The 23,943-nt window shown below is 70.9% G+C and carries 22 protein-coding genes and 4 pseudogenes; 9 read left to right on the plus strand and 17 right to left on the minus strand.

Annotated elements, in window-relative coordinates; translation table 11 throughout:
• Positions 1-359: 359 nt before the first annotated feature.
• Positions 360-643, minus strand: a pseudogene (locus CTZ28_RS48800) (DNA-3-methyladenine glycosylase); the annotation flags it as partial.
• Between the two features lies 1 nt (position 644).
• Positions 645-1,297, minus strand: a pseudogene (locus CTZ28_RS31870) (DNA-3-methyladenine glycosylase).
• 135 nt (positions 1,298-1,432) lie between these two features.
• Here CTZ28_RS31870 and CTZ28_RS31875 point away from each other — a divergent pair.
• The 3 genes from CTZ28_RS31875 (at position 1,433) to CTZ28_RS31885 (ending at position 3,595) form a co-directional block, all read left to right on the plus strand.
• Complete coding sequence (locus tag CTZ28_RS31875) at positions 1,433-2,215, plus strand: sporulation protein (protein WP_121893194.1); 783 nt, start codon at positions 1,433-1,435, stop codon at positions 2,213-2,215.
• 167 nt (positions 2,216-2,382) lie between these two features.
• Positions 2,383-2,922, plus strand: a complete 540-nt coding sequence (locus tag CTZ28_RS31880) for a YbhB/YbcL family Raf kinase inhibitor-like protein (protein ID WP_121893195.1) — start codon at positions 2,383-2,385, stop codon at positions 2,920-2,922.
• A 166-nt stretch (positions 2,923-3,088) separates the two neighbouring features.
• Complete coding sequence (locus tag CTZ28_RS31885; protein WP_121893196.1) at positions 3,089-3,595, plus strand: HNH endonuclease; 507 nt, start codon at positions 3,089-3,091, stop codon at positions 3,593-3,595.
• Positions 3,596-3,716: 121 nt separating this feature from the next.
• Here the strand turns inward: CTZ28_RS31885 and CTZ28_RS31890 are convergent, their stop codons facing one another.
• The 3 genes and pseudogenes from CTZ28_RS31890 to CTZ28_RS31900 form a co-directional block, all read right to left on the minus strand.
• Positions 3,717-4,655: an SPFH domain-containing protein gene (locus CTZ28_RS31890; protein ID WP_121893197.1), complete on the minus strand. Its 939-nt coding sequence runs from the start codon at positions 4,653-4,655 to the stop codon at positions 3,717-3,719.
• Between the two features lie 130 nt (positions 4,656-4,785).
• Positions 4,786-5,217 carry an NfeD family protein gene (locus CTZ28_RS31895; protein ID WP_121893198.1) on the minus strand — a complete coding sequence of 144 codons (432 nt, stop codon included), beginning with the start codon at positions 5,215-5,217 and terminating at the stop codon, positions 4,786-4,788.
• Positions 5,218-5,534: 317 nt separating this feature from the next.
• A pseudogene (locus CTZ28_RS31900) lies at positions 5,535-6,065 on the minus strand (ABC transporter ATP-binding protein); the annotation flags it as partial.
• Between the two features lie 165 nt (positions 6,066-6,230).
• Between CTZ28_RS31900 and CTZ28_RS31905 the strand changes: the two are divergent.
• Positions 6,231-7,019, plus strand: coding sequence for a hypothetical protein (locus CTZ28_RS31905; protein WP_121893200.1), 789 nt, complete (start codon positions 6,231-6,233; stop codon positions 7,017-7,019).
• Positions 7,020-7,094: 75 nt separating this feature from the next.
• Here CTZ28_RS31905 and CTZ28_RS31910 read toward each other — a convergent pair whose 3' ends face one another.
• The 4 genes from CTZ28_RS31910 to CTZ28_RS31925 all read right to left on the minus strand — a co-directional run bounded on the left by CTZ28_RS31910 (position 7,095) and on the right by CTZ28_RS31925 (position 9,729).
• Positions 7,095-7,334, minus strand: coding sequence for a chaplin (locus CTZ28_RS31910; RefSeq protein WP_121893201.1), 240 nt, complete (start codon positions 7,332-7,334; stop codon positions 7,095-7,097).
• A 175-nt stretch (positions 7,335-7,509) separates the two neighbouring features.
• Positions 7,510-7,755 (minus strand): chaplin, encoded by a 246-nt coding sequence (locus tag CTZ28_RS31915; RefSeq protein ID WP_121893202.1) that lies wholly within the window; start codon positions 7,753-7,755, stop codon positions 7,510-7,512.
• Positions 7,756-7,925: 170 nt separating this feature from the next.
• Positions 7,926-8,567: a response regulator gene (locus tag CTZ28_RS31920; protein ID WP_121893203.1), complete on the minus strand. Its 642-nt coding sequence runs from the start codon at positions 8,565-8,567 to the stop codon at positions 7,926-7,928.
• Positions 8,560-9,729 (minus strand): GAF domain-containing sensor histidine kinase, encoded by a 1,170-nt coding sequence (locus CTZ28_RS31925; protein WP_121893318.1) that lies wholly within the window; start codon positions 9,727-9,729, stop codon positions 8,560-8,562. Before CTZ28_RS31925 ends, CTZ28_RS31920 begins: the two co-directional genes overlap by 8 nt.
• A gap of 186 nt (positions 9,730-9,915) precedes the next feature.
• Between CTZ28_RS31925 and CTZ28_RS31930 the strand changes: the two are divergent.
• A pseudogene (locus tag CTZ28_RS31930) lies at positions 9,916-10,224 on the plus strand (short-chain dehydrogenase); the annotation flags it as partial.
• Positions 10,225-11,040: 816 nt separating this feature from the next.
• A complete protein-coding gene (locus CTZ28_RS31940) occupies positions 11,041-11,778 on the plus strand; it encodes a transglycosylase SLT domain-containing protein (protein ID WP_121893204.1) in 738 nt (245 codons plus the stop codon).
• A gap of 90 nt (positions 11,779-11,868) precedes the next feature.
• Here the strand turns inward: CTZ28_RS31940 and CTZ28_RS31945 are convergent, their stop codons facing one another.
• The gene (locus CTZ28_RS31945) at positions 11,869-14,355 is read right to left on the minus strand and encodes an ABC transporter ATP-binding protein/permease (RefSeq protein WP_183154689.1); all 2,487 of its coding nucleotides are present in this window, start codon (positions 14,353-14,355) and stop codon (positions 11,869-11,871) included.
• Positions 14,356-14,595: 240 nt separating this feature from the next.
• On the opposite strand from CTZ28_RS31945, the gene CTZ28_RS31950 reads away from it, so the two are divergent.
• A complete protein-coding gene (locus CTZ28_RS31950; RefSeq protein WP_220795464.1) occupies positions 14,596-16,281 on the plus strand; it encodes a streptophobe family protein in 1,686 nt (561 codons plus the stop codon).
• Positions 16,282-17,017: 736 nt separating this feature from the next.
• Positions 17,018-18,226, plus strand: a complete 1,209-nt coding sequence (serB, locus tag CTZ28_RS31955) for a phosphoserine phosphatase SerB (protein WP_121893206.1) — start codon at positions 17,018-17,020, stop codon at positions 18,224-18,226.
• A gap of 57 nt (positions 18,227-18,283) precedes the next feature.
• Here serB and CTZ28_RS31960 read toward each other — a convergent pair whose 3' ends face one another.
• The 4 genes from CTZ28_RS31960 to CTZ28_RS31975 all read right to left on the minus strand — a co-directional run bounded on the left by CTZ28_RS31960 (position 18,284) and on the right by CTZ28_RS31975 (position 21,115).
• Entirely contained in the window at positions 18,284-18,802 is a 519-nt protein-coding gene (locus CTZ28_RS31960; RefSeq protein ID WP_121893207.1) for a SixA phosphatase family protein, read from the minus strand.
• Between the two features lie 78 nt (positions 18,803-18,880).
• Positions 18,881-19,087, minus strand: coding sequence for a hypothetical protein (locus CTZ28_RS31965; protein ID WP_121893208.1), 207 nt, complete (start codon positions 19,085-19,087; stop codon positions 18,881-18,883).
• 169 nt (positions 19,088-19,256) lie between these two features.
• Complete coding sequence (locus CTZ28_RS48810) at positions 19,257-19,373, minus strand: SGM_5486 family transporter-associated protein (RefSeq protein WP_121893209.1); 117 nt, start codon at positions 19,371-19,373, stop codon at positions 19,257-19,259.
• Between the two features lie 404 nt (positions 19,374-19,777).
• Complete coding sequence (locus tag CTZ28_RS31975) at positions 19,778-21,115, minus strand: CynX/NimT family MFS transporter (protein ID WP_121893210.1); 1,338 nt, start codon at positions 21,113-21,115, stop codon at positions 19,778-19,780.
• A gap of 70 nt (positions 21,116-21,185) precedes the next feature.
• On the opposite strand from CTZ28_RS31975, the gene CTZ28_RS31980 reads away from it, so the two are divergent.
• Positions 21,186-21,878: a FadR/GntR family transcriptional regulator gene (locus tag CTZ28_RS31980; protein WP_121893211.1), complete on the plus strand. Its 693-nt coding sequence runs from the start codon at positions 21,186-21,188 to the stop codon at positions 21,876-21,878.
• On the opposite strand, the gene CTZ28_RS31985 is transcribed toward CTZ28_RS31980, so the two are convergent.
• The 3 genes from CTZ28_RS31985 to fabG form a co-directional block, all read right to left on the minus strand.
• Positions 21,856-22,203: a hypothetical protein gene (locus tag CTZ28_RS31985; protein WP_121893212.1), complete on the minus strand. Its 348-nt coding sequence runs from the start codon at positions 22,201-22,203 to the stop codon at positions 21,856-21,858. The two genes, CTZ28_RS31980 and CTZ28_RS31985, sit on opposite strands and share 23 nt — an antisense overlap.
• Before the next feature lie 175 nt (positions 22,204-22,378).
• Positions 22,379-23,146 carry an enoyl-ACP reductase FabI gene (gene fabI, locus CTZ28_RS31990; RefSeq protein ID WP_121893213.1) on the minus strand — a complete coding sequence of 256 codons (768 nt, stop codon included), beginning with the start codon at positions 23,144-23,146 and terminating at the stop codon, positions 22,379-22,381.
• Positions 23,147-23,151: 5 nt separating this feature from the next.
• Positions 23,152-23,856, minus strand: a complete 705-nt coding sequence (gene fabG / locus CTZ28_RS31995; RefSeq protein WP_121893214.1) for a 3-oxoacyl-[acyl-carrier-protein] reductase — start codon at positions 23,854-23,856, stop codon at positions 23,152-23,154.
• Positions 23,857-23,943 lie beyond the last annotated feature (87 nt).

A 23,943-nucleotide genomic window follows, 5' to 3' on the forward strand; every position in this document is an offset into this window, starting at 1 on the left:
TATCAACATATCTGGCGTTGACTTTTGGCACGCTGTTGAGTTCTCAAGGAACGGACGCTTCCTTCGTACTCACCCTCTCGGGCTTTCCTCCGGGCGCTTCCCTTTCGGTGTTTCCGACTCTATCAGACCCTTTCGGCTCTGATTCCCGGTCGGCGGGGCCTTTCGACATTCACTACGTTAGCGGATTCCTTCGGCAACTCATAATCGAGTTCGAGTTCCTGAATTCAGACATGCAGACATGCTGAATCGGCCCTCGCCGAGGGGTGTCGCAAGTAGTGGGTTGGCCGCTTCCGGCTGCTGGCGAATGCCGTACCCGGGTCAAGCGGCTCGGGCTACGTTACGCACCTTCCCAGAACGCGTCAACTTGAGCGACGCCGGGGTACCTGGGCCCGATAGGGGCTCATGGTCGGGTCGTTGGCGGCCCAGAAGCGCCAGGGGTGGACGCCGCCGTCACCGGACACTCCCGTACCCGGACCCTTGCGTACCTGGTCGGGGGGTACGGGGGTGCCGGTGGCCACCCTCAGCGGGGTCTCACCGGGGGCACAGGCGTGGTGCCGTCGAGGGCTCGGTCCACGCCCAGGACCGTGACGAGGCAGGCCGGCCCTTTGGCCAGTTCCTTGCTATTTCGGGCCGAGACCCGACGTTTACTTGGCTCTTGGGCTCAGTCGGTACGCCGAAACCGTTGGATCTCCGGCGAGGTAGAAGCGGTGCTGCCAGTCGTGCGCCTTGCTCACGCCCACCCGAGGACCGACCCGGATGAGTGCGGCGGGTACTGGCTCGCCCGCGGACAGCGTGACCGAGGCGCCGGTCAGCAGGTCTGTGCCGTTGTGCTCCGCCGTGATGCCGAGCGCCTGGCAGAAGTTCCCCGGACCCCGCGCGAGACGTGCACTCTCGACCTTGCCCCCTCGCCGCTCGCGGGCCAGCTCTTCCCCTTCGACGACCCTGCCTGCCCGGATGAGGACAGCCGTAGCGATGCCGTCTGTCCCGGTGACGATGTTGGCGCACCAGTGGAGTCCATGAGACCGGTAGACGTACAGGTGTCCCGCGGGTCCGAACATGACGGCGTTTCGGGGCGTCCTGCCTCGGTAGGCGTGGGAGGCGGGGTCGGCCGAACCGGAGTACGCCTCGGTCTCCGTGATGGTGATGCTCACGGCTCCCTCGGGGGTCTCGTGCGTGAGGACGGCACCGAGCAGCTTGGGGGCGACTTCTTCAGCCGGGTGAGCAAGATCCGTGAAGTTCATGCTGACCGCCTGTAGAAGCTCCTGGGGAGCGGCGTACGGTCCGGGGGCACGATCATGGCCCTCGAGCGTAGTCCAGCCGGGTGGTGCCAGGGGTGGTCGGGGGACCTTCCGGGTGCCGGGGTGTGCCGCGGAACCGGCCGCGCCCTGATCGCGTTTGTAGGGGTCAAGGGTCCGTACGTAAAGGGAGAGTCATGGCGTTCAAGAGGCTGCTCGCGAGTCTGGGGGCCGGCGGGGCTTCGGTCGAGACGGTGCTCACCGAGGAGAACGTGGTGCCGGGCGGCGTCGTCCAGGGTGAGGTGCGGATCCAGGGCGGGTCCGTGAACCAGGAGATCCAGGGGCTGACCGTGGGCCTGCAGGCGAAGGTCGAGGTGGAGAGCGGCGACGAGGAGTACAAGCAGAACATCGAGTTCACCAAGGTGCGGCTCGGTGGCGCGTTCGAGCTGCAGGCGGGGGCCGTGCACGCGGTGCCGTTCGGGCTGGAGATCCCCTGGGAGACGCCGGTCACGATGATCGACGGGCAGGCGCTGCGCGGGATGCACATCGGGGTGACGACCGAGCTGGAGATCGCACGCGCGGTGGACTCCGGTGATCTGGACCCGATCCATGTGCATCCGCTGCCGGCGCAGAAGGCGATCCTGGACGCGTTCATCCACCTGGGCTTCCGCTTCAAGAACGCGGACATGGAGCGCGGTCACATCCGGAACACGCGGCAGCGGCTGCCCTTCTACCAGGAGATCGAGTTCTATCCGCCGTCGCAGTACCACGGTCTGAACCAGGTCGAGCTGAGTTTCGTGGCCGACGAGCACGCCATGGACGTCGTGCTCGAAATGGACAAGAAGGGCGGGCTGTTCAGCGAGGGCAGCGACACCTTCCGGTCCTTCCAGGTGGGGCTGCACGACTTCCACGGGACCGATTGGGCGGCGTACCTCAACCAGTGGCTGTCCGAGGTCGGCAGCAGGCGCAACTGGTTCTGAGCAGGTCCGGTGAAGTCCGCTGCGGTTCGGCAGCGCCCTGAAGGGGCGCGGGGAACTGCGCGACCAGCCACGATGGTGCCGCCAGACGACCGACGGCACATCGCGGCATGTCCAGCGGAGCGCTTAGGCTCGGGTCCCTCTGCAGGAACGGATCAGGAGGTACCGAGGTGACCGAGCTCAAGCGGCGGCCGCTCCCCCATGATTTCCACCCGCCCGTGCCGTCGTTCACGGTGACCAGCGAGGACATCGAGGAGGGCGGGGCGCTCAAGGACGCTCAGAGCTACGCGGCCGGCAACACCTCGCCGCAGCTGCGATGGGAGGGCTTCCCGCCCGAGACCAAGAGTTTCGCCGTGACGTGCTACGACCCGGACGCGCCGACGGGCAGCGGTTTCTGGCACTGGGTTGTATTCGACATCCCGGTCTCGGTGACCGAGCTGCCGGCGGGCGCGGGCGGCGGCACGTTCGAGGGTCTGCCGGCGGGCGCGGTGCACGTACGCAACGACTACGGCACGAAGGACTTCGGCGGTGCCGCGCCGCCGCCCGGCGACGGCCCGCACCGGTACGTCTTCACGGTGTACGCGGTGGACCAGGAGAAGCTGGGTGCGGACGCCGACGTGACCCCCGCCGTCGTCGGCTTCGACCTGCGCTTCCACGCGATCGCGCGCGCCCAGCTCATCGGCGAGTACGAGAACCCCGCGAAGGGCTGATCCGGCGCACCGAATCAGCCGATCGTTCATGGAACGTTTGCCCGCCCCCGGTCTTGGAAGTGATCAGGGGCGGGCATTTTTTATTGCGTTGTCCATCTCGGCGCGCCCGTCCAGAGTTGATCCAAGCCCGCCGGGGGGTGGGCGGTGCACACGGGAGGTGGGCTGGATGCGGGACACGCTGGTGCTGAACGCGAGCTTCGAGCCGCTGTCGACGGTGACGCTGAACCGGGCCGTCGTGCTGGTGCTCCAGGACAAGGCGGTCGTCGAGCAGGCCCACCCCGAACTGCGTATGCGGGGCGCCGATGTGGACATACCGGCGCCTCGGGTGATCAGGCTGTGCAGATACGTACGGGTGCCCTTCCGAAGACAAGCTCCGTGGTCGCGGCGGGGTGTGCTGGTGCGGGACAGGCACCGCTGCGCGTACTGCGGGCGGCGGGCGACCACCGTGGACCATGTGGTGCCGCGGTCCCGGGGTGGCCAGGACACCTGGCTGAACACGGTGGCCTCGTGCGCCGAGGACAACCACCGCAAGGCCGACCGGACTCCGGAGCAGGCGGGGATGCCGCTGCTGCGGGAGCCGTTCGAGCCGACGCCGGCCGATGCGATGCTGCTCGCGCTGGGTGCCGAGGAGTTCGAGGCGCTGCCTGACTGGTTGGCTCGGGACGCTGCCTGACCCGTCGCCGTAGCGGCTTGTATCGGGTGTCGACTGCGTGGGTTGTCTGTGGTTGATCGCGCGGCTCCCCGCGCCCTTGACGGGCGCGGGGAGGAACTCGGCCTCGGTGTCCGCCGGTCGATCAGTCGATGCTCGGCTTCTCGCGGCGTTCTGTGCTCGGGGCGCTGTTGCCCGAACCGCCGCCCAGGGGGCCGAAGTTGCCCATCGCGCCGGACAGGCCCTTGAGGGCGTCGCCGATCTCGCTGGGGACGATCCAGAGCTTGTTGGCGTCGCCTTCGGCGATCTTCGGGAGCATCTGGAGGTACTGGTAGGACAGCAGCTTCTGGTCCGGGTCGCCGGCGTGGATCGCCTCGAAGACCGTACGGACGGCCTGGGCCTCGCCCTCGGCGCGCAACGCGGCGGCCTTGGCCTCACCTTCGGCGCGCAGGATCTGGGACTGCTTCTCACCTTCGGCGGTGAGGATGGCGGCCTGGCGCGTACCTTCCGCGGTGAGGATCGCCGCACGCTTGTCACGGTCGGCGCGCATCTGCTTCTCCATCGAGTCCTGGATGGAGGTGGGCGGTTCGATGGCCTTCAGTTCCACGCGGTTGACGCGGATGCCCCACTTGCCGGTGGCCTCGTCGAGGACGCCGCGCAGGGCCGCGTTGATCTCCTCGCGGGAGGTCAGGGTGCGCTCCAGGTCCATGCCACCGATGATGTTGCGCAGGGTGGTGACGGTGAGCTGCTCGATGGCCTGGATGTAGCTGGCGACCTCGTAGGTGGCGGCCCGGGCGTCGGTCACCTGGTAGTAGATGACGGTGTCGATGTTGACGACCAGGTTGTCCTGGGTGATCACCGGCTGCGGTGGGAACGGGACGACCTGTTCCCGCAGGTCGATGCGGTTGCGGATGGTGTCGATGAACGGGACGACGATGTTGAGGCCCGCGTTCAGTGTCCGCGTGTAGCGGCCGAAGCGCTCGACGATGGCCGCGCTGGCCTGTGGGATGACTTGGATCGTCTTGATCAGGGCGATGAAGACCAACACCACCAGAATGATCAGGACGATGATGACCGGTTCCATCGTCGTTCCCCGTACCCTTCTCCGCCTCGGCGCTTTCGGAAGATCTTATGTTGTTGAAGATCTTGCTGGTCGAGTCTGACAGACCGTCGGACAACTCGTGGTCTGTTCGGTGCAGTTGAGTCCCGCCAGGTCAGATGACGATCGCCGTGGCCCCCTCGATGTCCACCACGTCCACTTCCTGACCCACCTCATAGGCTCGGCCGGTGTCGAGGGCGCGTGCCGACCAGACCTCCCCGGCGAGCTTGATCCGGCCACCGGAGGCATCGACGCGCTCCAGTACGACGGCCTGCTTGCCCTTCAACGCGTCCACCCCGGTGGCGAGTTCGGGCCGCTGTCTGCTGTACCGGTTCGCGATGGGCCGTACGACGGCGATGAGGGCGACCGAGACGACCACGAAGGCGAGCACCTGGACCACCACGTCGAAGCCCAGGCCGGCGAGTACCGCCGCGGCGATGGCGCCCACCGCGAACATGCCGAACTCCGGCATCGCGGTGATGACGAGCGGAATTCCGAGCGCCGCCGCGCCGATCAGCCACCACACCCATGCGTCGATGTTGTCCACGTGGTCATGGTAGGGCCGTGGGTCCCCGGTCGGACAGGGTGCGAGGGAAGTCAGGACAGCGGCAGGCCCTGCGCGGTCCAGCGGTCGCCGACCTGCTCGACGACGAGCGGGAGGCCGAAGCACAGGGAGAGGTTGCGGGAGGTGAGTTCGAGTTCCAGCGGGCCGGCGGCCATGACCTTGCCCTGGCGGATCATGAGGACATGGCTGAAGCCGGGGGCGATCTCCTCGACGTGATGGGTCACCATGATCATGGAGGGGGCGATCGGGTCGCGGGCGAGGCGGCCGAGGCGGCGGACCAGGTCCTCGCGGCCGCCGAGGTCGAGTCCGGCGGCCGGCTCGTCGAGGAGGAGCAGTTCGGGGTCGGTCATCAGAGCGCGGGCGATCAGGGTGCGCTTGCGCTCGCCCTCGGAGAGGGTGCCGAACTTCCGGTCGAGGTAGTCGCTCATGCCGAGGCGGTCGAGGAAGGCGCGGGCGCGCTGCTCGTCGACCTCCTCGTAGTCCTCCTGCCAGTGGGCGGTCATGCCGTAGGCGGCGGTGAGCACGGTCTCCAGGACGGTCTGGCGCTTGGGGAGCTTCTCGGTCATGGCGATGCCGGCCACGCCGATGCGCGGGCGGAGTTCGAAGACGTCCGTGCCGGGCTTGCCGAGGGTCTCGCCGAGGATGGTGGCGGTGCCCTTGCTGGGATAGAGGTAGCTGGAGGCGACGTTGAGCAGGGTGGTCTTGCCGGCGCCGTTGGGGCCTAGGATGACCCAGCGCTCGCCCTCCTTGACCGACCAGGAGACCTGGTCCACCAGAGCCCGGCCCTCGCGGACCACCGATACGTCCTGAAGTTCCAGAACATCGCTCATGAGCGCGTTGTCTCCCCTTGCATTGTGGCCGGTCGTTGTGGCCGGTCTCGGCGCTGTCGCGGTCGCCAGTGGCTCGGTCCGCCGCGCCGGTGGGCGCAGCCCCTACGAAATCTACGCCACCGGTGCCGCGCTCCATTCCATCGGTCCGGTCCTTAGGGTGGGGGCATGCTCTCGGAACCGCGTTCAGGACGCCTCGCCGCTTGGGGAAATGCCCTTTTGGCCGGACTTGTCTCCCCGGACGACGCCGTGCTCGCCATCGTGGCCGAGGACGCCGTGCACCGGTTGGAGGGGCTGCCGGGTGAGCCGGCGCCGGTCGGTCTCACCCTCGGTCTTGGCCGGCTGCGGGCGCTCGGGGTGACGGGGCTGCGGGTGGCGCTGCCGCAGCCCGGGCATCCGCTGGGGCTGAGCGGGCCGCCCGAGTTCAACGCGCGGGCGCTGGAGGCCGAGGAGGCGGTGGTCTGCCACGGTGCGGCGCTCGGGCTGGTGCCCGAGGTGTACGAGGCGGGGCCGGACGGCGATGCGCACGTCGAGGTCGTCTGGCGCTGTCTGCCGGTGCGGGAGGCGCCGCCCGCCGACGTGCCGTCGCTGGGCGAGGCCGAGCGGGAGCTGGCGGAGGCGCTGCGGGAGGCGACTGAGGTGCTGTCGCAGCTTGATCTCGCCGGGTCGGGCCCGGTGGCCGAGGCGGCGATCGACGCGTACCGGGCACGGACCGAGCTGGGCGGGGAGGTGCTGGCGCCGGGGTATCCGCCGCGGGCGGTGCGGGTCCTGGAGCTGGCGCGGCGGGTGGGCCTGTTGGTCTCGCTGGCGTACGAGAACGGGCACGGCGGGGCGGTGAGCGCGTCGGAGATGGCGGCGCGGGGGGCCGCGCTGCGACCGGTGGAGCGGACGGCGCGGCGGGCACAGGTCGCTGCGTACAACTCCGTTGTGGAGGAGCGGGAGCGGGGGGTGCGGTGAGCGGTGCCCGGGTGTTCTGGGCTGTTGGTGCGGGCGTATCTGGGGGCTGTCGCCCCCAGACCCCCGCTTCGACTGTCAGCCGTTGGCGCCCTGGTTGCCGAACGCCGGGTTCAGCAGGCCGATCACGTTGACGCTGAGGCCGGTGACATCGACGGGGGCGTGGACCGGGGCCTCAACCACGTTGCCGGAGCCGACGCCCGGGGAGTTCTCGGCCGCGCCCACGGCTCCCGAGTCGGCGAAGGCCGCACCGGCCGAAGCGCCCGCGGCGATACCGGCGACGGTCATGGCAACGGCGGCCTTCTTGGCAATGTTCATGGAAACGTTCCTCCTGCGTGTGCGTATCCGACCCGACGTGGGTCGCACGCTGATCAACGCCGGTGAGGTCCGGGCGGTACGGAGCTGCGCGACCGACAGCCCGATCGAATGAATCGGACGACAAACAGACCGGCCTCCCGGGGTTCCGGGAGGCCGGCGGTCGCTGACGCCGCTGTCAGCCGTTGAGGCCGAGGTTGCCGAAGGCGGGGTTCAGCAGACCGATGACGTTCACGCTGTTGCCGACCGCGTTCACCGGGATGTGCACCGGGGCCTGGATGACGTTCCCGGAGACGACGCCCGGGGAGTGCTCGGCCTTGCCGTCGGCCGACGAGCCGTCGGTGGCGGAGGCCATCCCGGCGCCGGCGGCAAGCAGGCCACCGGCCACCATCGTCACGGCCGCTGCCTTCTTCAGGTTCTTCACTTCTAAGCCCTCCTTGGCGATCACCGCGGCAAGTCGCCGCGGCACGCACTGGAGAACGCCGGAGATCCACAGAGGGTGCGCCATGCGGGTGACATTCCCACGACGGTATGAATCTCAGCCCGCGACGGAACCATTCGTGCTGCCGGTGTCGAAGCCTCTCGGCGGGCGTTTCAGCCGGTCACGCCGTGTCGGACGGCCCACAGCGCGGCCTGGGTGCGGTCCGCGAGGTCCAGTTTCATCAGAATGTTCGAGACGTGCGTCTTGACCGTCTTCTCGGACAGCACCAGGGCGCGGGCGATCTCCCGGTTGGAGCGGCCGTCGGCTATCAGGCCGAGCACCTCGCGCTCCCGCTCGGTGAGCGAACCTCCGCGGCCCTGGCCGGAGTTGGTCTCCTCCTGGGAGAGCAGCGCGCCGGCCACCTCCGGCTGGAGCAGGACGTGTCCTGCGTGCACGGAGCGGATGGCGCCGGCGAGCGCGTCGGGGTCCACGTCCTTGTAGACGTATCCGGCGGCGCCCGCGCGCAGGGCCGGGACCACCGTGCGCTGCTCGGTGAAGCTGGTGACGATCAGCACGCGCGCGGGGTTGCCGAGTTCCCGGAGCCTGCGCAGCGCCTCGATGCCGTCCATGCCCGGCATCTTGACGTCCATCAGGACGACGTCGGGGCGCAGTTCCTCGGCACGGTCGACCCCTTCGGCGCCGTCGGCGGCCTCGCCGACGACCTCTATGTCGTCCTGCACCTCCAGGAAGGTGCGCAGTCCCCGGCGGACGACCTGATGGTCGTCGACGAGCACGACTCTGATTGCGTCAGCCACCAGGGACCTCCATCTCGATCGTGGTGCCCTTGCCGGGCGCCGATTCCACCGTCAGCGCGCCGCCGACGCCGTTCGCCCGGTCGCGCATGGAGACCAGGCCGAGATGGCGTCCCGCGCGGTGCACGGAGTGCGGGTCGAAGCCGCCGCCGTCGTCGGTGACGCGCAGCACGGCCCCGCCGCCGCGCCGGTTCACGGTCACGTCGACGTGCCCGGCGCCGGAGTGCCGCAGGGCGTTGTGCAGGGCTTCCTGGGCGACGCGCAGCAGGGCCTCCTCCTGGGCGGCCGGCAGGGCGCGGAAGCCTGTGCTCGCGAAGGTCACGCGCGCGGTGTGGGCGCGGTCGAGGACCTGGATCTGGGTGCGCAGGGTGGCGAGCAGGCCGTCCTCGTCGAGGGCCGCGGGCCGCAACTCGACGACGGCGGCGCGCAGTTCGTCGGCCGCCTCCGCGGCGAGCGCGGCCACCTGCTGCAACTCGCCCTTGGCGCGGGACGGGTCGCGGTCGACGAGGCGGGCCGCCGCCTGGGCGGTCAGGCGCAGCGAGAAGAGCTTCTGGCTGACCGCGTCGTGCAGTTCGTGGGCGAGGCGGGAGCGTTCCTCGGCGATGGTCAGTTCGCGGCTGCGCTCGTAGAGGCGGGCGTTGGTCAGGGCGATGGCGGCGTGCTGGGCGAGGATGGCGAGGAGTTCCTCGTCCTCCTCGGTGAAGCCGCAGTCGCCGGCCTGCCCGGGGTCCGGGTGGTGTTCCTTCGGGTGGCGCCGCTTGTTGGCGAGGAACAGCGCGCCGATGGCCTCGTCGCCGTCGCGGATCGGCAGGCCCAGGAAGTCGGACAGCTCGGGGTGGGCGGCGGGCCAGCCCTCGAAGCGCGGATCCTTGCGGACGTCGGCGAGGCGCACGGGGGTGGTCTCGTGCAGCATCGCGGCCAGGATGCCGTGCTGGCGCGGGAGCGGGCCGATGGCCTTCCACTGGGCGTCGCTGACGCCGTCGACCACGAACTGGGCGAACCCGCCGTGGTCGTCCGGGACGCCGAGTGCGGCGTAGTGCGCGTCGAGCAGCTCGCGGGCCGAGGCGACGATCGTCTTGAGGACGTCGCGCACCTCCAGGTGCCTGCTCATGGCCAGGAGCGCGGAACTGACCGCGGCGAGGCCGGACCGGGGGCCGTGACTCATGTCCTCACGGTACCGGCGGGGTACGACAGCGCGGATCGGCCCGGTGACCACCGAGGCTGGGCCGGTGGGCGTAGGACCACCGGTGTAGGTACCGGGCCCCGGAGCGTTGCGGCCCGTCTCCGAGGCGGGTGAGACCGAGGGGCCGGTTGTCATGCCGGTAGCGATCACCACGGGTGCGTCGAAGGGGAGGCCAGGACCGGGGAGGTCGCCGACGCCGGGCACGGGTCCGAGCCGGTGGCCGCGGCGCGTGCGCTGGGCGCGGGGCCGCTGGTGCGGCTGGCCGCGCTGCCCCTGGACGGGCTGCGCAGGGCGGACGCGGCGGCCGGGGCGTACAGGACGTGGGGCGGCTACGGGGCCTCGAAGGCGGCCCTGGAGCAGCTGGCGGCGGTGCTGGGCGAGGAGGAGCCGGGGCTGCGGGCGCCCGCGCTCCTGCGGCTGCTGGACAAGCGCCCGGCGAGCGGCCGGTACGGGGCGTCGTCGCTGCTGGAGAGGTGACGGGGCCGGCGTTGCGGGTGTCGGGTGAGCCGTACGGCTGCTCGTGTCGCGCGGCTGCTGTGGGCCGGGGGTCTGCCGGTCGTGAACGCCTCGCCGACGCTGGCCGCCGCGGTGACGGGCGGACCCCTGGGATCCGGACGGCGGAGACACCACGCGCGCGTGCGGGCGGGCCCGCGGGTACATGAGGGCGGCTGCCGGACGGCACACGGCCGGCGCTGGAGGAGCCGCTGGGCGAGCGGGTGTATGCGGCTGCGGCAGGCGCGGGAGTCCGGGACGGAGGTCACCGGGCTGCTGCGGGAGCACGGGCGCCCCATCCGCTACGCCTGCACGGAGCGGGACCAGCCGTAGTCGGCATGTCGGACGGCGTTCGCACAGCCGATGCCGGACGGGGCGGGCAGCCGGGGTCACGAGGTCGTGCTGGGTGGGCTCTGCCCGTGGCAGGAGTTCGGCGGTGTGCATCTCGTCCTCCTGGAGGAGAAGCCTCACACAGAGCATTGCTACAGCAACTCTCCGTGAGAGTAACACCGGGTCCGTGTGACCCCGCACATAGGGCGCGGATCACTTACGAAGACATATAGGAGATAAATAGGACTGCTGCGAGCGGGAAAGACGTTCCAGCTTGTCCCGATTTGCCCCTCACTCATCCACTACCGCGAATCGTACGTCACATCTTTGCCATGGGTTTTTGCGACCGCTAAGAATGGCTGCCGTCGCTCAACGCCGCGGATTTCCGTCCGCGGCGGCCGTGCGGAGAGGAACCGATTTCCCCCGCAGTACGGAAGCGGCCTCCGCGCTATTCGAAAAGGTCCATCTGCCATGCCCAAGAACATCAGCACTCGAGATCTCGGTCGGACGCTGACCAAGCAGCACAAGATCGCGATCGCCGGTGTCGGTGCCCTCGGTGCCGCCGCTGTCGCCTTCTCCGCTGTTCCCAGCAGCGCGGAGACCGTCACCTCCTCCTCAGCCCCCGTCCCCGCCGCCCAGGTGGCGTACAGCGGCGAGCAGATCAAGGACGTCAAGGGAACCATCACCGACCAGCTCGCCGCCCAGAACGTGAAGCTGGAAGCCATCGCGACGCAGAAGAAGGCCGCGGCCGAGACCGCGAAGCAGCAGGCCGAGACCGCCGCGAAGAACGCGGCCGCCAAGAAGGCCGCCCAGGAGCGCGCCGCGCAGCAGACCGCGAGCCGGTCCGCGCAGCGTCTCGACGTCCAGCCGGTCGCCGCGAAGACCTACAGCAACAACCTCGACGGCTGGATCCGGGAGTCCCTCGACATCATGAAGAGCAAGGGCATCCCGGGCAGTTACTACGGGCTGCACCGCAACATCATGCGGGAGTCCTCCGGCAACCCGAACGCCATCAACAACTGGGACATCAACGCCATCAACGGCATCCCGTCCAAGGGGCTGCTCCAGGTCATCCCGCCGACCTTCAAGGCGTACCACGTCACGGGCACGTCCTGGAACATCTACGACCCGGTCGCCAACATCACGGCTGCCGCCAACTACGCGGCCCACCGGTACGGCTCGATCGACAACGTCAACAGCGCGTACTGAGGCGGGCGCGGGCCTCAGTCGTGAACGCCGAAGGGCGGCACCCGGTGACCGGGTGCCGCCCTTGGCCCGTCTTCACAGCCCGCAACGCGCCTACTTGCGCATGACCTCGGGCTCGTGGCGGCGCAGGAAGCGCGCCACGAAGAAGCCGCAGATCACACCGAGGGCGATCAGCGCGGCCATGTCCATGCCCCAGGCGCCGACGGTGTGGTCCCACAGCGGGTCGGTGTCCCCGGCCGTCTCCGGCGGGCTGATCTTGTTGAAGTCCAGCGTGGCGCCCGCGGCGGCGACGGCCCAGCGCGACGGCATCAGATACGAGAACTCGTTGACACCGATCGAGCCGTGCAGGGCGAACAGACAGCCCGTGAACACCACCTGGATGATCGCGAACATCACCAGCAGCGGCATGGTCTTCTCGGCCGTCTTCACCAGCGAGGAGATGATCAGGCCGAACATCATCGAGGTGAAGCCCAGCGCCATGATCGGCAGCGACAGCTCGACCAGCGTGGCGCCGCCGAGGACCAGGCCCTCCTCCGGGAGCTCCCGGCTCGCGAAGCCGATCACGCCGACCAGCAGGCCCTGCAGCACGGTGATCATGCCGAGCACGAAGACCTTGGACATCAGGTAGGCCGAGCGCGAGAGGCCGGTCGCGCGCTCCCGCTCGTAGATGACCCGTTCCTTGATCAGCTCACGGACGGAGTTCGCGGCGCCGGCGAAGCAGGCGCCGACCGCGAGGATCAGCAGGACAGTGGTCGCGGTGCCGTTGGGGACGATCTGGCCGTTGGCGCGCGGCGGGTTGGGCAGCAGCCCCCGATCCGCGTCGATCAGCAGACTCACCGCGCCGAGCACGGCCGGCAGGATCACCATCAGGGCGAGGAAGCCCCGGTCGGAGACGATCACCGAGACGTAGCGGCGTACCAGCGTGCCGAACTGCGACATCCAGCCCTGCGGCTTCGGCGGCCTCATCGCCTGCATCGGCGGCACCTGTACGGACTGCGGCGCGACCGCGTCGATGTCCGCGGCGTACATCTGGTAGTGCTGCGAGCCCTTCCAGCGGCCGGCCCAGTCGTAGTCGCGGTAGTTCTCGAAGGCGGAGAAGACGTCGGCCCAGGTGTCGTAGCCGAAGAAGTTCAGCGCTTCCTCGGGCGGGCCGAAGTAGGCGACCGCGCCGCCCGGGGCCATCACCAGGAGCTTGTCGCACAGGGCCAGTTCGGCGACGGAGTGGGTGACGACGAGGACCGTGCGGCCGTCGTCGGCGAGGCCGCGGAGCAGCTGCATGACATCGCGGTCCATGCCCGGGTCGAGACCGGAGGTCGGCTCGTCCAGGAAGATCAACGACGGCTTGGTGAGCAGCTCCAGGGCCACCGAGACCCGCTTGCGCTGGCCGCCGGAGAGGGAGGTGACCTTCTTCTCCTTGTGGATGTCCAGCTTCAGCTCGCGCAGCACCTCGTCGATGCGGGCCTCGCGCTCGGCGGCCGTGGTGTCGGCCGGGAAGCGCAGCTTGGCCGCGTACTTGAGGGCCTTCTTGACGGTCAGCTCCTTGTGCAGGATGTCGTCCTGCGGGACCAGACCGATGCGCTGGCGCAGCTCGGCGAACTGCTTGTACAGGTCGCGGTTGTCGTAGAGGACCTCGCCCTGGTTGGCGGGCCGGTAGCCGGTGAGCGCCTTGAGCAGCGTCGACTTGCCCGAACCGGACGGGCCGATGACCGCGATCACGGACTTCTCCGGGACGCCGAAGGAGACGTCCTTGAGGATCTGCTTGCCGCCGTCGACCGTGACGGTCAGATGGCGGGCCGAGAAGGAGACCTCACCGGTGTCGACGAACTCTTCCAGCCGGTCGCCGATGATACGGAAGGTGGAGTGACCGACGCCGACGATGTCGTTCGGGCCGAGCAGCGCCGAGCCGCCCTTGGCGATCGGCTGGCCGTTGACGTACGTGCCGTTGTGGGAGCCGAGGTCGCGGATCTCCATCCGGCCGTCGGGCGTCGCGTGGAACTCGGCGTGGTTGCGGGAGACCTGGAGGTCGGAGACGACCAGGTCGTTCTCCAGGGCACGGCCGATGCGCATCACGCGGCCGAGCGCGAACTGGTGGAACGTGGTCGGGCTGCGGTCGCCGTAGACCGGCGGCGCCCCCGCGCCACCGTCGGGGCCCTGCTGCTGCGGGATAGACGGCTGCTGGACCGCCTGCTGCGGCTGCTGCCGGTCCGGCTGCTGCGGCTGCTGGGCCCAGCCGGCCCCCGCGCCCTGGGCCGCGTACGGCTGTTGCTGCGGCTGCGCGGCCACGGCCGCGGCACCGGACAGGGTCACCTGCGGCCCGTCGGTGGCGTTGCCGAGGTGCACGGCCGAGCCGGGACCGAGCTCCCGCTGCTGGATCCGCTGGCCCTGCACGAAGGTGCCGTTGGTGCTGCCGTGGTCCTCGATGACCCAACTGCGGCCGTTGAAGCTGACCGTGGCGTGCCGCCAGGAGACCCTGGCGTCGTCGAACACGATGTCTCCCTGCGGATCGCGTCCGAGGGTGTAGGGCCTGGACGGGTCGAGCGTCCAGGTCTGTCCGTTTGATTGCAGTACGAGTTCCGGCACTCCATGCCCCACTGAGTTGTCCCCCGATTTTCCCCCGTCGCAGGGAGTCTAGGGATGTCGAACATCGTGGGGAACTATTCCAGGCTCGTACCTCTGACCGAAAGTCGGGCCTTGTCACGAGCGCGTACCAGCGCTTCGACTTCCTCCATTGACGGGGTTGAAACCGGCCCGGAGAGTGGTAATCCCCCGCGAGGGGGGCATGCGCGGCCGACGGCCGCGCCGCGGATCGGGGGGTCTGCCATGGGAGTCGGGACCGAGCGGCACGGCGGGCGGCTGCCGTGGGGAGATGTCCTGTTGTCCGCGATCGCCGCCGTGAGCTGGGCGTTGATCGGGATGGCGGGCACGGCCGCGCTCGGTCTGCATCTGCTGGAGGCCGACTCGACCGGCTCACTGGGCCCGATGACGGCGGCGGTTGTGGCGCTCGGGGCGGGTGGTTCCCTCTCGCCGTCCGGAGATCTGTCCGCTTTCGGGCTGAAAGGCGCGGCGACACATACGGCCGTCGAGATCACGCCACTCGGCGTGGGCCTCGTGGGTGCCCTGCTGTTGTCGTGGTTCTTCCTGCGGTCCCTGCGCGCGTCCGCAGTTGTGCTCGCCCCGTCCGAACTCCTCGCGCGCGCCGGGGCGGTGGTCGCGCTGTTCGTGGCGATGCTGGGCGGGCTCGCCTGGGCCGGGCACGATGTCGTCACGATCGACGGCGGTGCGCTCGGGCTGGACGAGCTGCCCGGTTCGGGCGGCGGTGGCCTCGGTGTCCCCGGGCTCGGTGACCTCGGGGACATCGGCGGGCTGCTGCCCGACCGGATCGGCGACCTGATCGACGCGAAGGCGGCGGTCGGCTTCACCGTGGACACGGCGCCCACCCTGCTCGGCGGTCTGGGCTGGTCCACCGGCGTGCTGCTGATCGCGCTGCTCGCCTCGCGCCGCACTCCCCTGCCGCGCGGCCTGGACGCCGTGCACCGGGTGGTCCGGCCGGCGGTCTCGGCCCTCGTCGGTGTGCTCGTCGTGGCCGTCGTGGCGGGGCTCGCGGCGGCGGCGTACGCGGCGATCGGCGACGACCGTCCCCGGCGCATCGCCGGTGCGGCGCTGCTCGGCGCGCCCAACGGGGTGTGGCTGGGCGTCCCCCTCGGGCTGTTCGTGCCCTTCGACGGCCGGGCCATGGGCGCCCTGACCGTGCTGCTGCCCGATCCGCTGGACCGGCTCCTCGCCGGGCGGCCCGAGCAGCCGGTGACGCTCGGGCGGCTGGCCGAGCTGGACGGGCGGGTGTGGCTGCTCGGGGTGGCGGCGGCGCTCATGATGCTGTCGGCGGGGGTGCTGACCGCGGTGCGGACTCCGGTGGGGGCGCGTGGCGGCCCGGGGACGGCGGGAGGTCCCGGTCCGTACGGTCTTGGCGTCGCCGGGTTCGCGGGGCGCTGTGCGCTGCGGCTGGGGGTCGCGACCGCGCTGACGCTGCCGCTGCTCGCCTGGCTGGCCGATGTCTCCGTGGGCGCCTCGCTGTCCGTGCTGGGCCTCGACGCGCTCGGCGCCGGCGTCGAACTGCATGGGCGTCTCGGTACGGCCCTGTTGCTCGGGGCCGCGTGGGGTGCCGGGGCGGGGGCGGCGGGCGCGCTGCTCGCCTGGGTGTCCGGGGCCGCGGGCCGGCAGGCGGCACCGTTGGCCCTGGGCGACCCGGCGAGCGGTGCCGGCGGGCCTGCGTACGGGCCGCTCGGCGACGCCGTGGGCAGCGGGCCGTACCGGCCCGGGGCGCCGTACCGACCGCCCGACCCCGGTACGAATCCCTACCTCCGGCCGCCCGGCGATACGTACGGTGCCCCCACGGTGCCCCGTCCGCTCGACCCGCCGCCCCGGCCCCGGTACCGCCCCGACGAGGACCCGCCTCCCCCAACGAGACCGGACGCTCCACCGACCGTCCACGACGACGACACGGGGTGACTCCGTCGCCACTGCGGACCACGCTCGCCGCGGGGTGAACGGGGCGGCACGTGGTGCGGAGACGCGAACGCGCGAGGGCGGTCGGCGACAGGGCAGCCCTACGCGGCCGCAGCCGGACGGGCGCGACCGATCCAGGAGCGCGCCTCGCGACGGACGGCACGCGGGCGAGCCGGGCGGCACCTGGTGCAGGAACACGGACGTGTGAGGGCGGCCGATGATGGGGCGGGCCGTGCGACCGCGAACTGGCCGGGCGCCAGGCCCCGGCGGCGGCACGCGTCGCCGCTGCCGACCGCGGTCACCGCAGGGGCAAGCGGGACGGCCCATGCGCGCGAAGGCAGGCGACGACGGAGCGGCCCGCACGGCCCCATCCGGACGGGGAACGACCGATCGCCAGAACCACGTCGTCCGGGCGACAGCACGCGACCACCCCGTCGCAGCTACGGACCGCAGCGGCACCTAGTGCGGAGACGCGAACACGCGAGGGCGCCCGATGACGGGGCAAGCCGTGCAAGCGCGAACCGGACGGGCGCCAGGAGCGCGTCTCCCGGCGGCGGCGCGCGGTCGTCCTGTCGTCACTGCGGGCCGCGTGCTGTGACGGGGCCGGTCAGTCGGGGGCGTGGGTGAAGAGAAGCGTGGGCGCAAGGCTTCCGACACCGATTCGACACCTATTGTTCCGTGTCCGCCAGGCGGACCTCAGGGGCATAAGGCACAGGGTGCCGGATACGGTGGACGCACCATGAGCACTTCGCAGAGTTCCGAGGTCCCCACCCTCCTCGTCAAGATCTTCGGCAAGGACAGGCCGGGCATCACGGCCGGCCTCTTCGACACCCTCGCCGCCTTCTCCGTCGACGTGGTCGACATCGAGCAGGTCGTGACCCGCGGCCGACTGGTGCTCTGCGCGCTCGTGACCCAGCCGACCGCCGGGCTGGAGGGTGATCTGCGGGCCACGGTGCACAGCTGGGCCGACTCGATGAGGATGCAGGCGGAGATCATCTCCGGGCGCGGCGACAACCGTCCGCGCGGACTCGGCCGTTCCCTGGTGACCGTCCTCGGCCATCCGCTCACCGCCGAGTCGACGGCCGCCATCGCCGCCCGGATCGCGAAGGTCGGCGGCAACATCGACCGGATCTTCCGGCTCGCCAAGTACCCGGTGACCGCGGTCGAGTTCGCGGTGTCCGGCGTGGAGACCGAACCGCTGCGCACCTCCCTGGTGGCCGACGCGGCGGCGCTCGGTGTCGACATAGCCGTCGTCGCCGCGGGCCTGCACCGGCGGGCGCAGCGGCTGGTCGTCATGGACGTCGACTCGACCCTCATCCAGGACGAGGTGATCGAGCTCTTCGCCGCGCACGCCGGCTGCGAGCAGCAGGTCGCCGAGGTGACGGCCGCCGCCATGCGCGGGGAGCTGGACTTCGAGCAGTCGCTGCACGCGCGCGTGGCACTGCTGGCGGGGCTGGACGCCTCGGTCGTGCACAAGGTGCGCGGCGATGTACGGCTGACGCCGGGCGCGCGTACGTTGATCCGCACACTGAAGCGGCTCGGCTACCAAGTCGGCGTGGTCTCCGGCGGGTTCACCCAGGTCACCGACGATCTCAAGGAACGGCTGGGGCTGGACTTCGCCCACGCCAACACCCTGGAGATCGTCGACGGGAAGCTGACGGGCCGGGTCATCGGGGACATCGTCGACCGTGCGGGCAAGGCGCGGCTGCTGCGCCGGTTCGCCGCCGAGGCCGGCGTACCGCTCGCCCAGACGGTGGCGATCGGCGACGGCGCCAACGACCTGGACATGCTGAACGCGGCCGGTCTCGGCGTCGCCTTCAACGCCAAACCGGTCGTCCGCGAGGCCGCGCACACCGCGGTGAACGTTCCCTTCCTGGACACGGTCCTGTATCTGCTGGGCATCACCCGCGAAGAGGTCGAGGCGGCGGACGCCCACGAGGAGGACTGAGCCTCCGGCCCGGCTCGGGGTCCGGCGGCGCCGGGCCCCGTCGAGGTCGTACGGAGGTCAGTCGGAGGGCGCCCAGTAGTCCGCAAGCGCCGCGGCGCCCGGCTCCAGGCCCTTCCACGAGCCGTCGAAGGTCAGCACGGCGAAGGCGGCGGCGGGGAAGCCGCGGCGCTTCATCCGCTCGCCCGCGGCGCCGTCGACGGCACCGGACAGGATCTCGGCCAGGCCGTGCACACCGGGGTTGTGGCCGATCAGGACCAGGTTCCGGGTGTCGTCGGGGACCTCGTTCAGGACGGCGATGATCTCGCCGGGCGAGGCCTCGTAGAGCCGCTCCTCGTAGACGGTCCTCGGCCGGTGCGGGAGCTCCTGCACGGCGAGCTTCCAGGTCTCGCGGGTCCGGACCGCGGTGGAGCACAGGGCCAGGTCGAAGGAGATTCCGCTGTCGGCCAGTCTGCGGCCGGCCACTGCCGCGTCCATGCGGCCCCGCTCGGCGAGCGGCCGCTCATGGTCGGTCACCTGGGGCCAGTCGGCTTTCGCATGCCGGAAGAGGACGATCCTACGGGGTTCTGCGACGCTCATGAGATCCAGCTTCGCATGAAACAGGCCATGGGGCGCAGGGAGTTGACACGCGGCCGTACCGGCCCGGCCGCCCCCCGGTCAGCGGGTCAGCACCTGCTGCACGCGTTCCAGGAGGTGGGTGACGGCCGGGTCGCCCGTGGCCGCCTGGGCGTCCGAGGGGTTGAGGAGCAGCACCAGCAGGGAGACGAAGGCGAGCACGGGCAGGGCCAGCGCCCACCAGGGCAGCCGGATGTCGACGCCGCCCGTGGTCGCCGGGTGAGGCCGGGTGTGCGTACGGGCCGGCATGATCGCCTCCGCTGGTCTCCGAGTGGTCGGTGACCGCCTGTCGCGGTCACCTCTCGAAGGTAGGCAATCCGCGGGTGCCGACCCATCCGGTGATCCACCCACTTCACCCTGACACTGACCCCCTAGGGGATGGTGGGGCTGGCCCCACCATCGGCCGCCGGAGGTGTGATCAGGGGGACGCGATGGTCGCGACGATGGCGATGAGCACGAAGATGGCGAAGAACGAGCCGAAGACGATCAGCATCTTCTTCTGGCCGTTCTGGGGGTTCGGATCGAGCACGGGCATGCGGTCAGTCTCGCACCCCGGACCCACGCCCGGACCGCCGGGGCACCGGAAACCACACGGCGGGTCGCGGCCGAACGCCGGCCGGGGTCCGGGGGCTGTCACAGCGGGCCAGGCGGCTCCCGGGGCCATCGGCTCATCTGCCGGTCCCCGGGCCGCCGGGGCCCGACGGCTCCCGGGGCGTCGGCAGCGCCGTGCGGCACCCGGACCGCGGCCGAGGCCGGGCGACGCCCGCACCATCAGAAGCACCAGCCGGATCCCGGGCCATGAACAGGGTGGAGCCAGATGATCCGGGCCATCAGCGGCACCCGGCAACTCCCCGGCCGTCCGCGAGGCCGGACGAAACCCGGACCGTCAACAGCACCGGACGGATCCCGGACCGAGACCACCAGACAGCACCCAGGCTGTCAGCGGGCTGCCTCGTCCTCGACCGTTCGGTTGCGGCCCGCCAGCACGCCCACTGCCATCTGCGGGATCATCAGGCCGGCCATGAGGGCGATGGGCAGGCCCCAGCCGCCGCTGTGCTGGTAGAGCACCCCGACCAGCAGCGGCCCGGGGATGGAGATCAGATACCCGGTGCTCTGCGCGAACGCGGAGAGCTGGGCGACACCCGTGCCGGTCCTGGCCCGCATGCCCACCATGGTGAGGGCCAGCGGGAAGGCGCAGTTGGCGATGCCGAGCAGCAGTGCCCAGGCCCAGGCGCCGCCGGCCGGGGCCAGGTACAGGCCCGCGTAGCCGGCCAGGCCGCAGGCGCCGAGCGCCAGCACGATCGGTCCCTGGCGGGGCAGCCGGGTGGCCAGCCGCGGGATCACGAAGGCCAGCGGTACGCCCATGACCATGGTGACGGCGAGCAGCAGCCCCGCCGTGCCCGCGGGCACGCCCGCGTCGCGGAAGATCTGCGCCATCCAGCCCATGGTGATGTAGGCGGCGGTGGCCTGGAGCCCGAAGAAGACGGCGAGTGCCCAGGCCGTACGGCTGCGGGTGATCCGCAGCGGAGCCGCCGTGGGCCGCTGGTCCGCCGCGTGCGCCGGCTCGCGCGCGGAGTCGGTCCGCCGGTCCCGGACCTGCGACAGCCACGGCAGCACCGCGGCGGCGGCGAGCGCGGCCCATACGGCCAGCCCGGTGCGCCAGCTGCCGCCGAGCGCGTCGGTCATGGGCACGGTGACCGCGGCGGCCAGCGAGGTGCCGAGGGCGAGGGCCATCGAGTACAGGCCGGTCATGGAGCCCACCCGGTCCGGGAACCAGCGCTTGACGATGACCGGCATGAGGACGTTGCTGACCGCGATGCCCATGAGCGCCAGGGCGCTGGCGGCCAGGAATCCGGCGGTGCCCCCGACATAGGGCCGGACGGCCAGACCCGCGGTGATCGCGACCATACCGGCGCACACCACGGCGCCCGGCCCGAAGCGGCGGGCGAGCCGCGGCGCCATGACGCCGAAGACGGCGAAGCAGAGCGGGGGCACGGAGGTGAGCAGCCCGGCCACGCTGCCGCTCATGCCGAGGCCGTCGCGGACCTCCTCCAGGAGGGCACCGAGGCTGGTGATGGCAGGGCGGAGGTTCAGCGCGGCGAGCACGATACCGACGACGACCAGACGCGTGCCCCACGCGCGCGTGGCGCCCGCCACGGCTTTCGGGGCGCCGTGCGGCGCGCCGGCCGCGCCGTCGGAGGCGGTGGGCGGCGCGTCCCCGGTCCGCGTCGCCGTGTCTGTCGTGCGGGTTTCCTCGGTTGCCATGAGAGACATCATAGAATGATGGGATGATTGGTTGTCCATTCCCGGGTCGCCGCCACCCGGCCCCCGCGTGCGAAGGTGTGCCATGCCTCTGAGCCACCCCCGCCGCTCGGCGCTGTCCGAGCAGGTCATCGCCGAGCTGCGGAACCAGATCACCACCGGCGAGTGGCCGGTCGGCTCACGCATCCCGACCGAGCCGGAGCTGGTCGAACAGCTCGGCGTCGCCCGCAACACGGTCCGCGAGGCCGTCCGCGCGCTCGCCCACAACGGCCTGCTGGACATCCGGCAGGGCTCCGGGACCTATGTCGTGGCGACCAGCGAGCTGGCGGGCGTGATGCACCGGCGCTTCGCCGAGGCCGACCCGTGGCACATCGCCGAGCTGCGCTCCACGCTGGAGCCGGCCGCCGCGAGGCTGGCCGCGCAGCGGCGCACCGAGAAGGACCTGAAGCAGCTGGAGACCCTCCTCGTGCGGCGCGAGGAGGCCTGGGAGTCGGGCGACGCGGAGGCCTTCGTGACCGCCGACACCACCTTCCACCTGGTGGTGGTGGCCGCCTCCCACAACGACGTCATGACGGCCATGTACGCCGATCTGGGCGAGGTGCTGCGGGACTGGCTGCGCGCGGACGTGGGCGCCGATCTGACACCCGGCACGCACATGGACCACTCCCGGCTGGTCGACGCGATCCGCGCGGGTGACGCGGAGACGGCCGGGCGGGAGGCGGCGAGCTATCCGTTCCGGTGCCGACCGGGCCCGCTCAGTCCGCCTTCTCGTGGCTGATCCACACCGCGCCGACCTCCTTCCAGCAGCGGCCCGTCAGCCGTACGGTCAGCGCGGGACCGGTGTCGACCGGTGCGCCGTCGGTGTCCAGGTCCCACCAGCGGGCGCACTCGATGTGCAGGCGCACGCGATCGGTGTCGATGTACGGGTTGTGGCAGTAGGCCACCACATGGGACCCGCTGACGGTCGTGCGGCACTCCGCCCCGAACGGTGACGGAGCGGCCTCGTCGTCGTCCAGACGCGCGTGGAGCATCGCCTCGTACGGCAGGGACAGCACGAGCGCGAGGGCCGCGGTCGCCGAGGCCAGGCTGCGGGGCAGGCGCACAAGGGAACCTCCTCGGCCGGGCTGGGGAGGGAATGCGCGAGGGGAACGCCTACTCCAGGGTGCGCGGTCACGGCTGGTCCGCGCCCGGCCGGTGGGCCGAACGGGTGATGCCCGCACGGGCCGAGGCCCTCACCCGCGCGGGTGAGGGCCTCGGTCGTGGGCCGGGAGTGCGGGCTCAGGCGCCGACGGCGTGCAGACCGCCGTCCACGTGGATGATCTCGCCGGTGGTCTTCGGGAACCAGTCGCTCAGCAGGGCGACCACACCGCGGCCGGCCGGCTCGGGGTCCTTCAGGTCCCACTCCAGCGGGGAACGGGAGTCCCACACGGAGGCCAGGCCCTCGAAGCCCGGGATGGACTTGGCGGCCATGGAGCCGATCGGGCCCGCGGAGATGAGGTTGCAGCGGATGTTCTGCTTGCCCAGGTCCCGCGCCATGTAGCGGTTGGTGGCCTCCAGGGCGGCCTTGGCGGGGCCCATCCAGTCGTACTGCGGCCAGGCGAACTGGGCGTCGAAGGTGAGGCCGACGACCGAGCCGCCGTTCTGCATCAGCGGCAGGCAGGCCATGGTGAGGGACTTCAGGGAGAACGCCGAGACGTGCATGGCCGTGGCGACGGACTCGAACGGGGTGTTCAGGAAGTTGCCGCCCATGGCGTCCTGCGGCGCGAAGCCGATGGAGTGCACGACGCCGTCGAGGCCGCCCAGCTCCTCACCGACGACGTCGGCCAGCCGGCTCAGGTGCTCGTTGTTGGTGACGTCCAGCTCGATGACCTTGGTGGGCTTCGGCAGCTTCTTGGCGACACGCTCGGTCAGCGTCGGCCGCGGGAAGGCGGTCAGGATGATCTCCGCGCCCTGCTCCTGGGCCAGCTTGGCCGTGTGGAAGGCGATGGAGGACTCCAGCAGCACACCGGTGATCAGGACACGCTTGCCGTCGAGAATTCCGCTCATGGTGATCAGTGACCCATTCCCAGTCCGCCGTCAACAGGGATGACGGCTCCAGTGATGTACGCGGCCTCGTCCGAGGCGAGGAATCGCACCGCCGCGGCGATCTCCTGCGGCTGCGCGTAACGCCCGAGCGGCACCCGCGCGACGATGTCCGCACGCTGCTCGTCATTGAGCACCTGCGTCATCTCGGTGTCCACAAAACCTGGCGCGACGACGTTGAACGTGATGTTGCGCGAGCCCAGCTCGCGGGCGAGGGAGCGCGCGAAGCCGACCAGTCCGGCCTTGGAGGCGGCGTAGTTGGCCTGTCCCGGGGAGCCGAGCAGCCCGACGACGGAGGAGATCAGCACGACGCGGCCCTTGCGGGCGCGCAGCATGCCCCGGTTGGCGCGCTTGACCACCCGGAAGGTACCGGTGAGGTTGGTGTCGACGACCGAGGTGAAGTCCTCCTCGGACATGCGCATCAGGAGCTGGTCCCGGGTGACGCCGGCGTTGGCGATCAGCACCTCGACCGGGCCGTGCTCGGCCTCGATCTCCTTGTAGGCCTGCTCCACCTGTTCGGGGTCGGTGATGTCGCACTTGACGGCGAGGAAGCCGGACGGCGGCTCGCCCGAGCGGTACGTGATCGCGACCTTGTCGCCGGCGTCGGCGAAAACGCGGGCGATGGCGAGGCCGATGCCCCGGTTGCCTCCGGTGACGAGAACCGAGCGGCTCAACGGATCACCCTTTCGATTGCGGTCTGACACATCCGCCCGAACACCTGGATGACAGGCGGCTTCACCGAAAATCTATCGGTAGCGCCC

Origin of the sequence: Streptomyces shenzhenensis (assembly GCF_003688995.1) — a bacterium.
GTDB classification, from domain to species: Bacteria; Actinomycetota; Actinomycetes; order Streptomycetales; family Streptomycetaceae; genus Streptomyces; species Streptomyces shenzhenensis_A.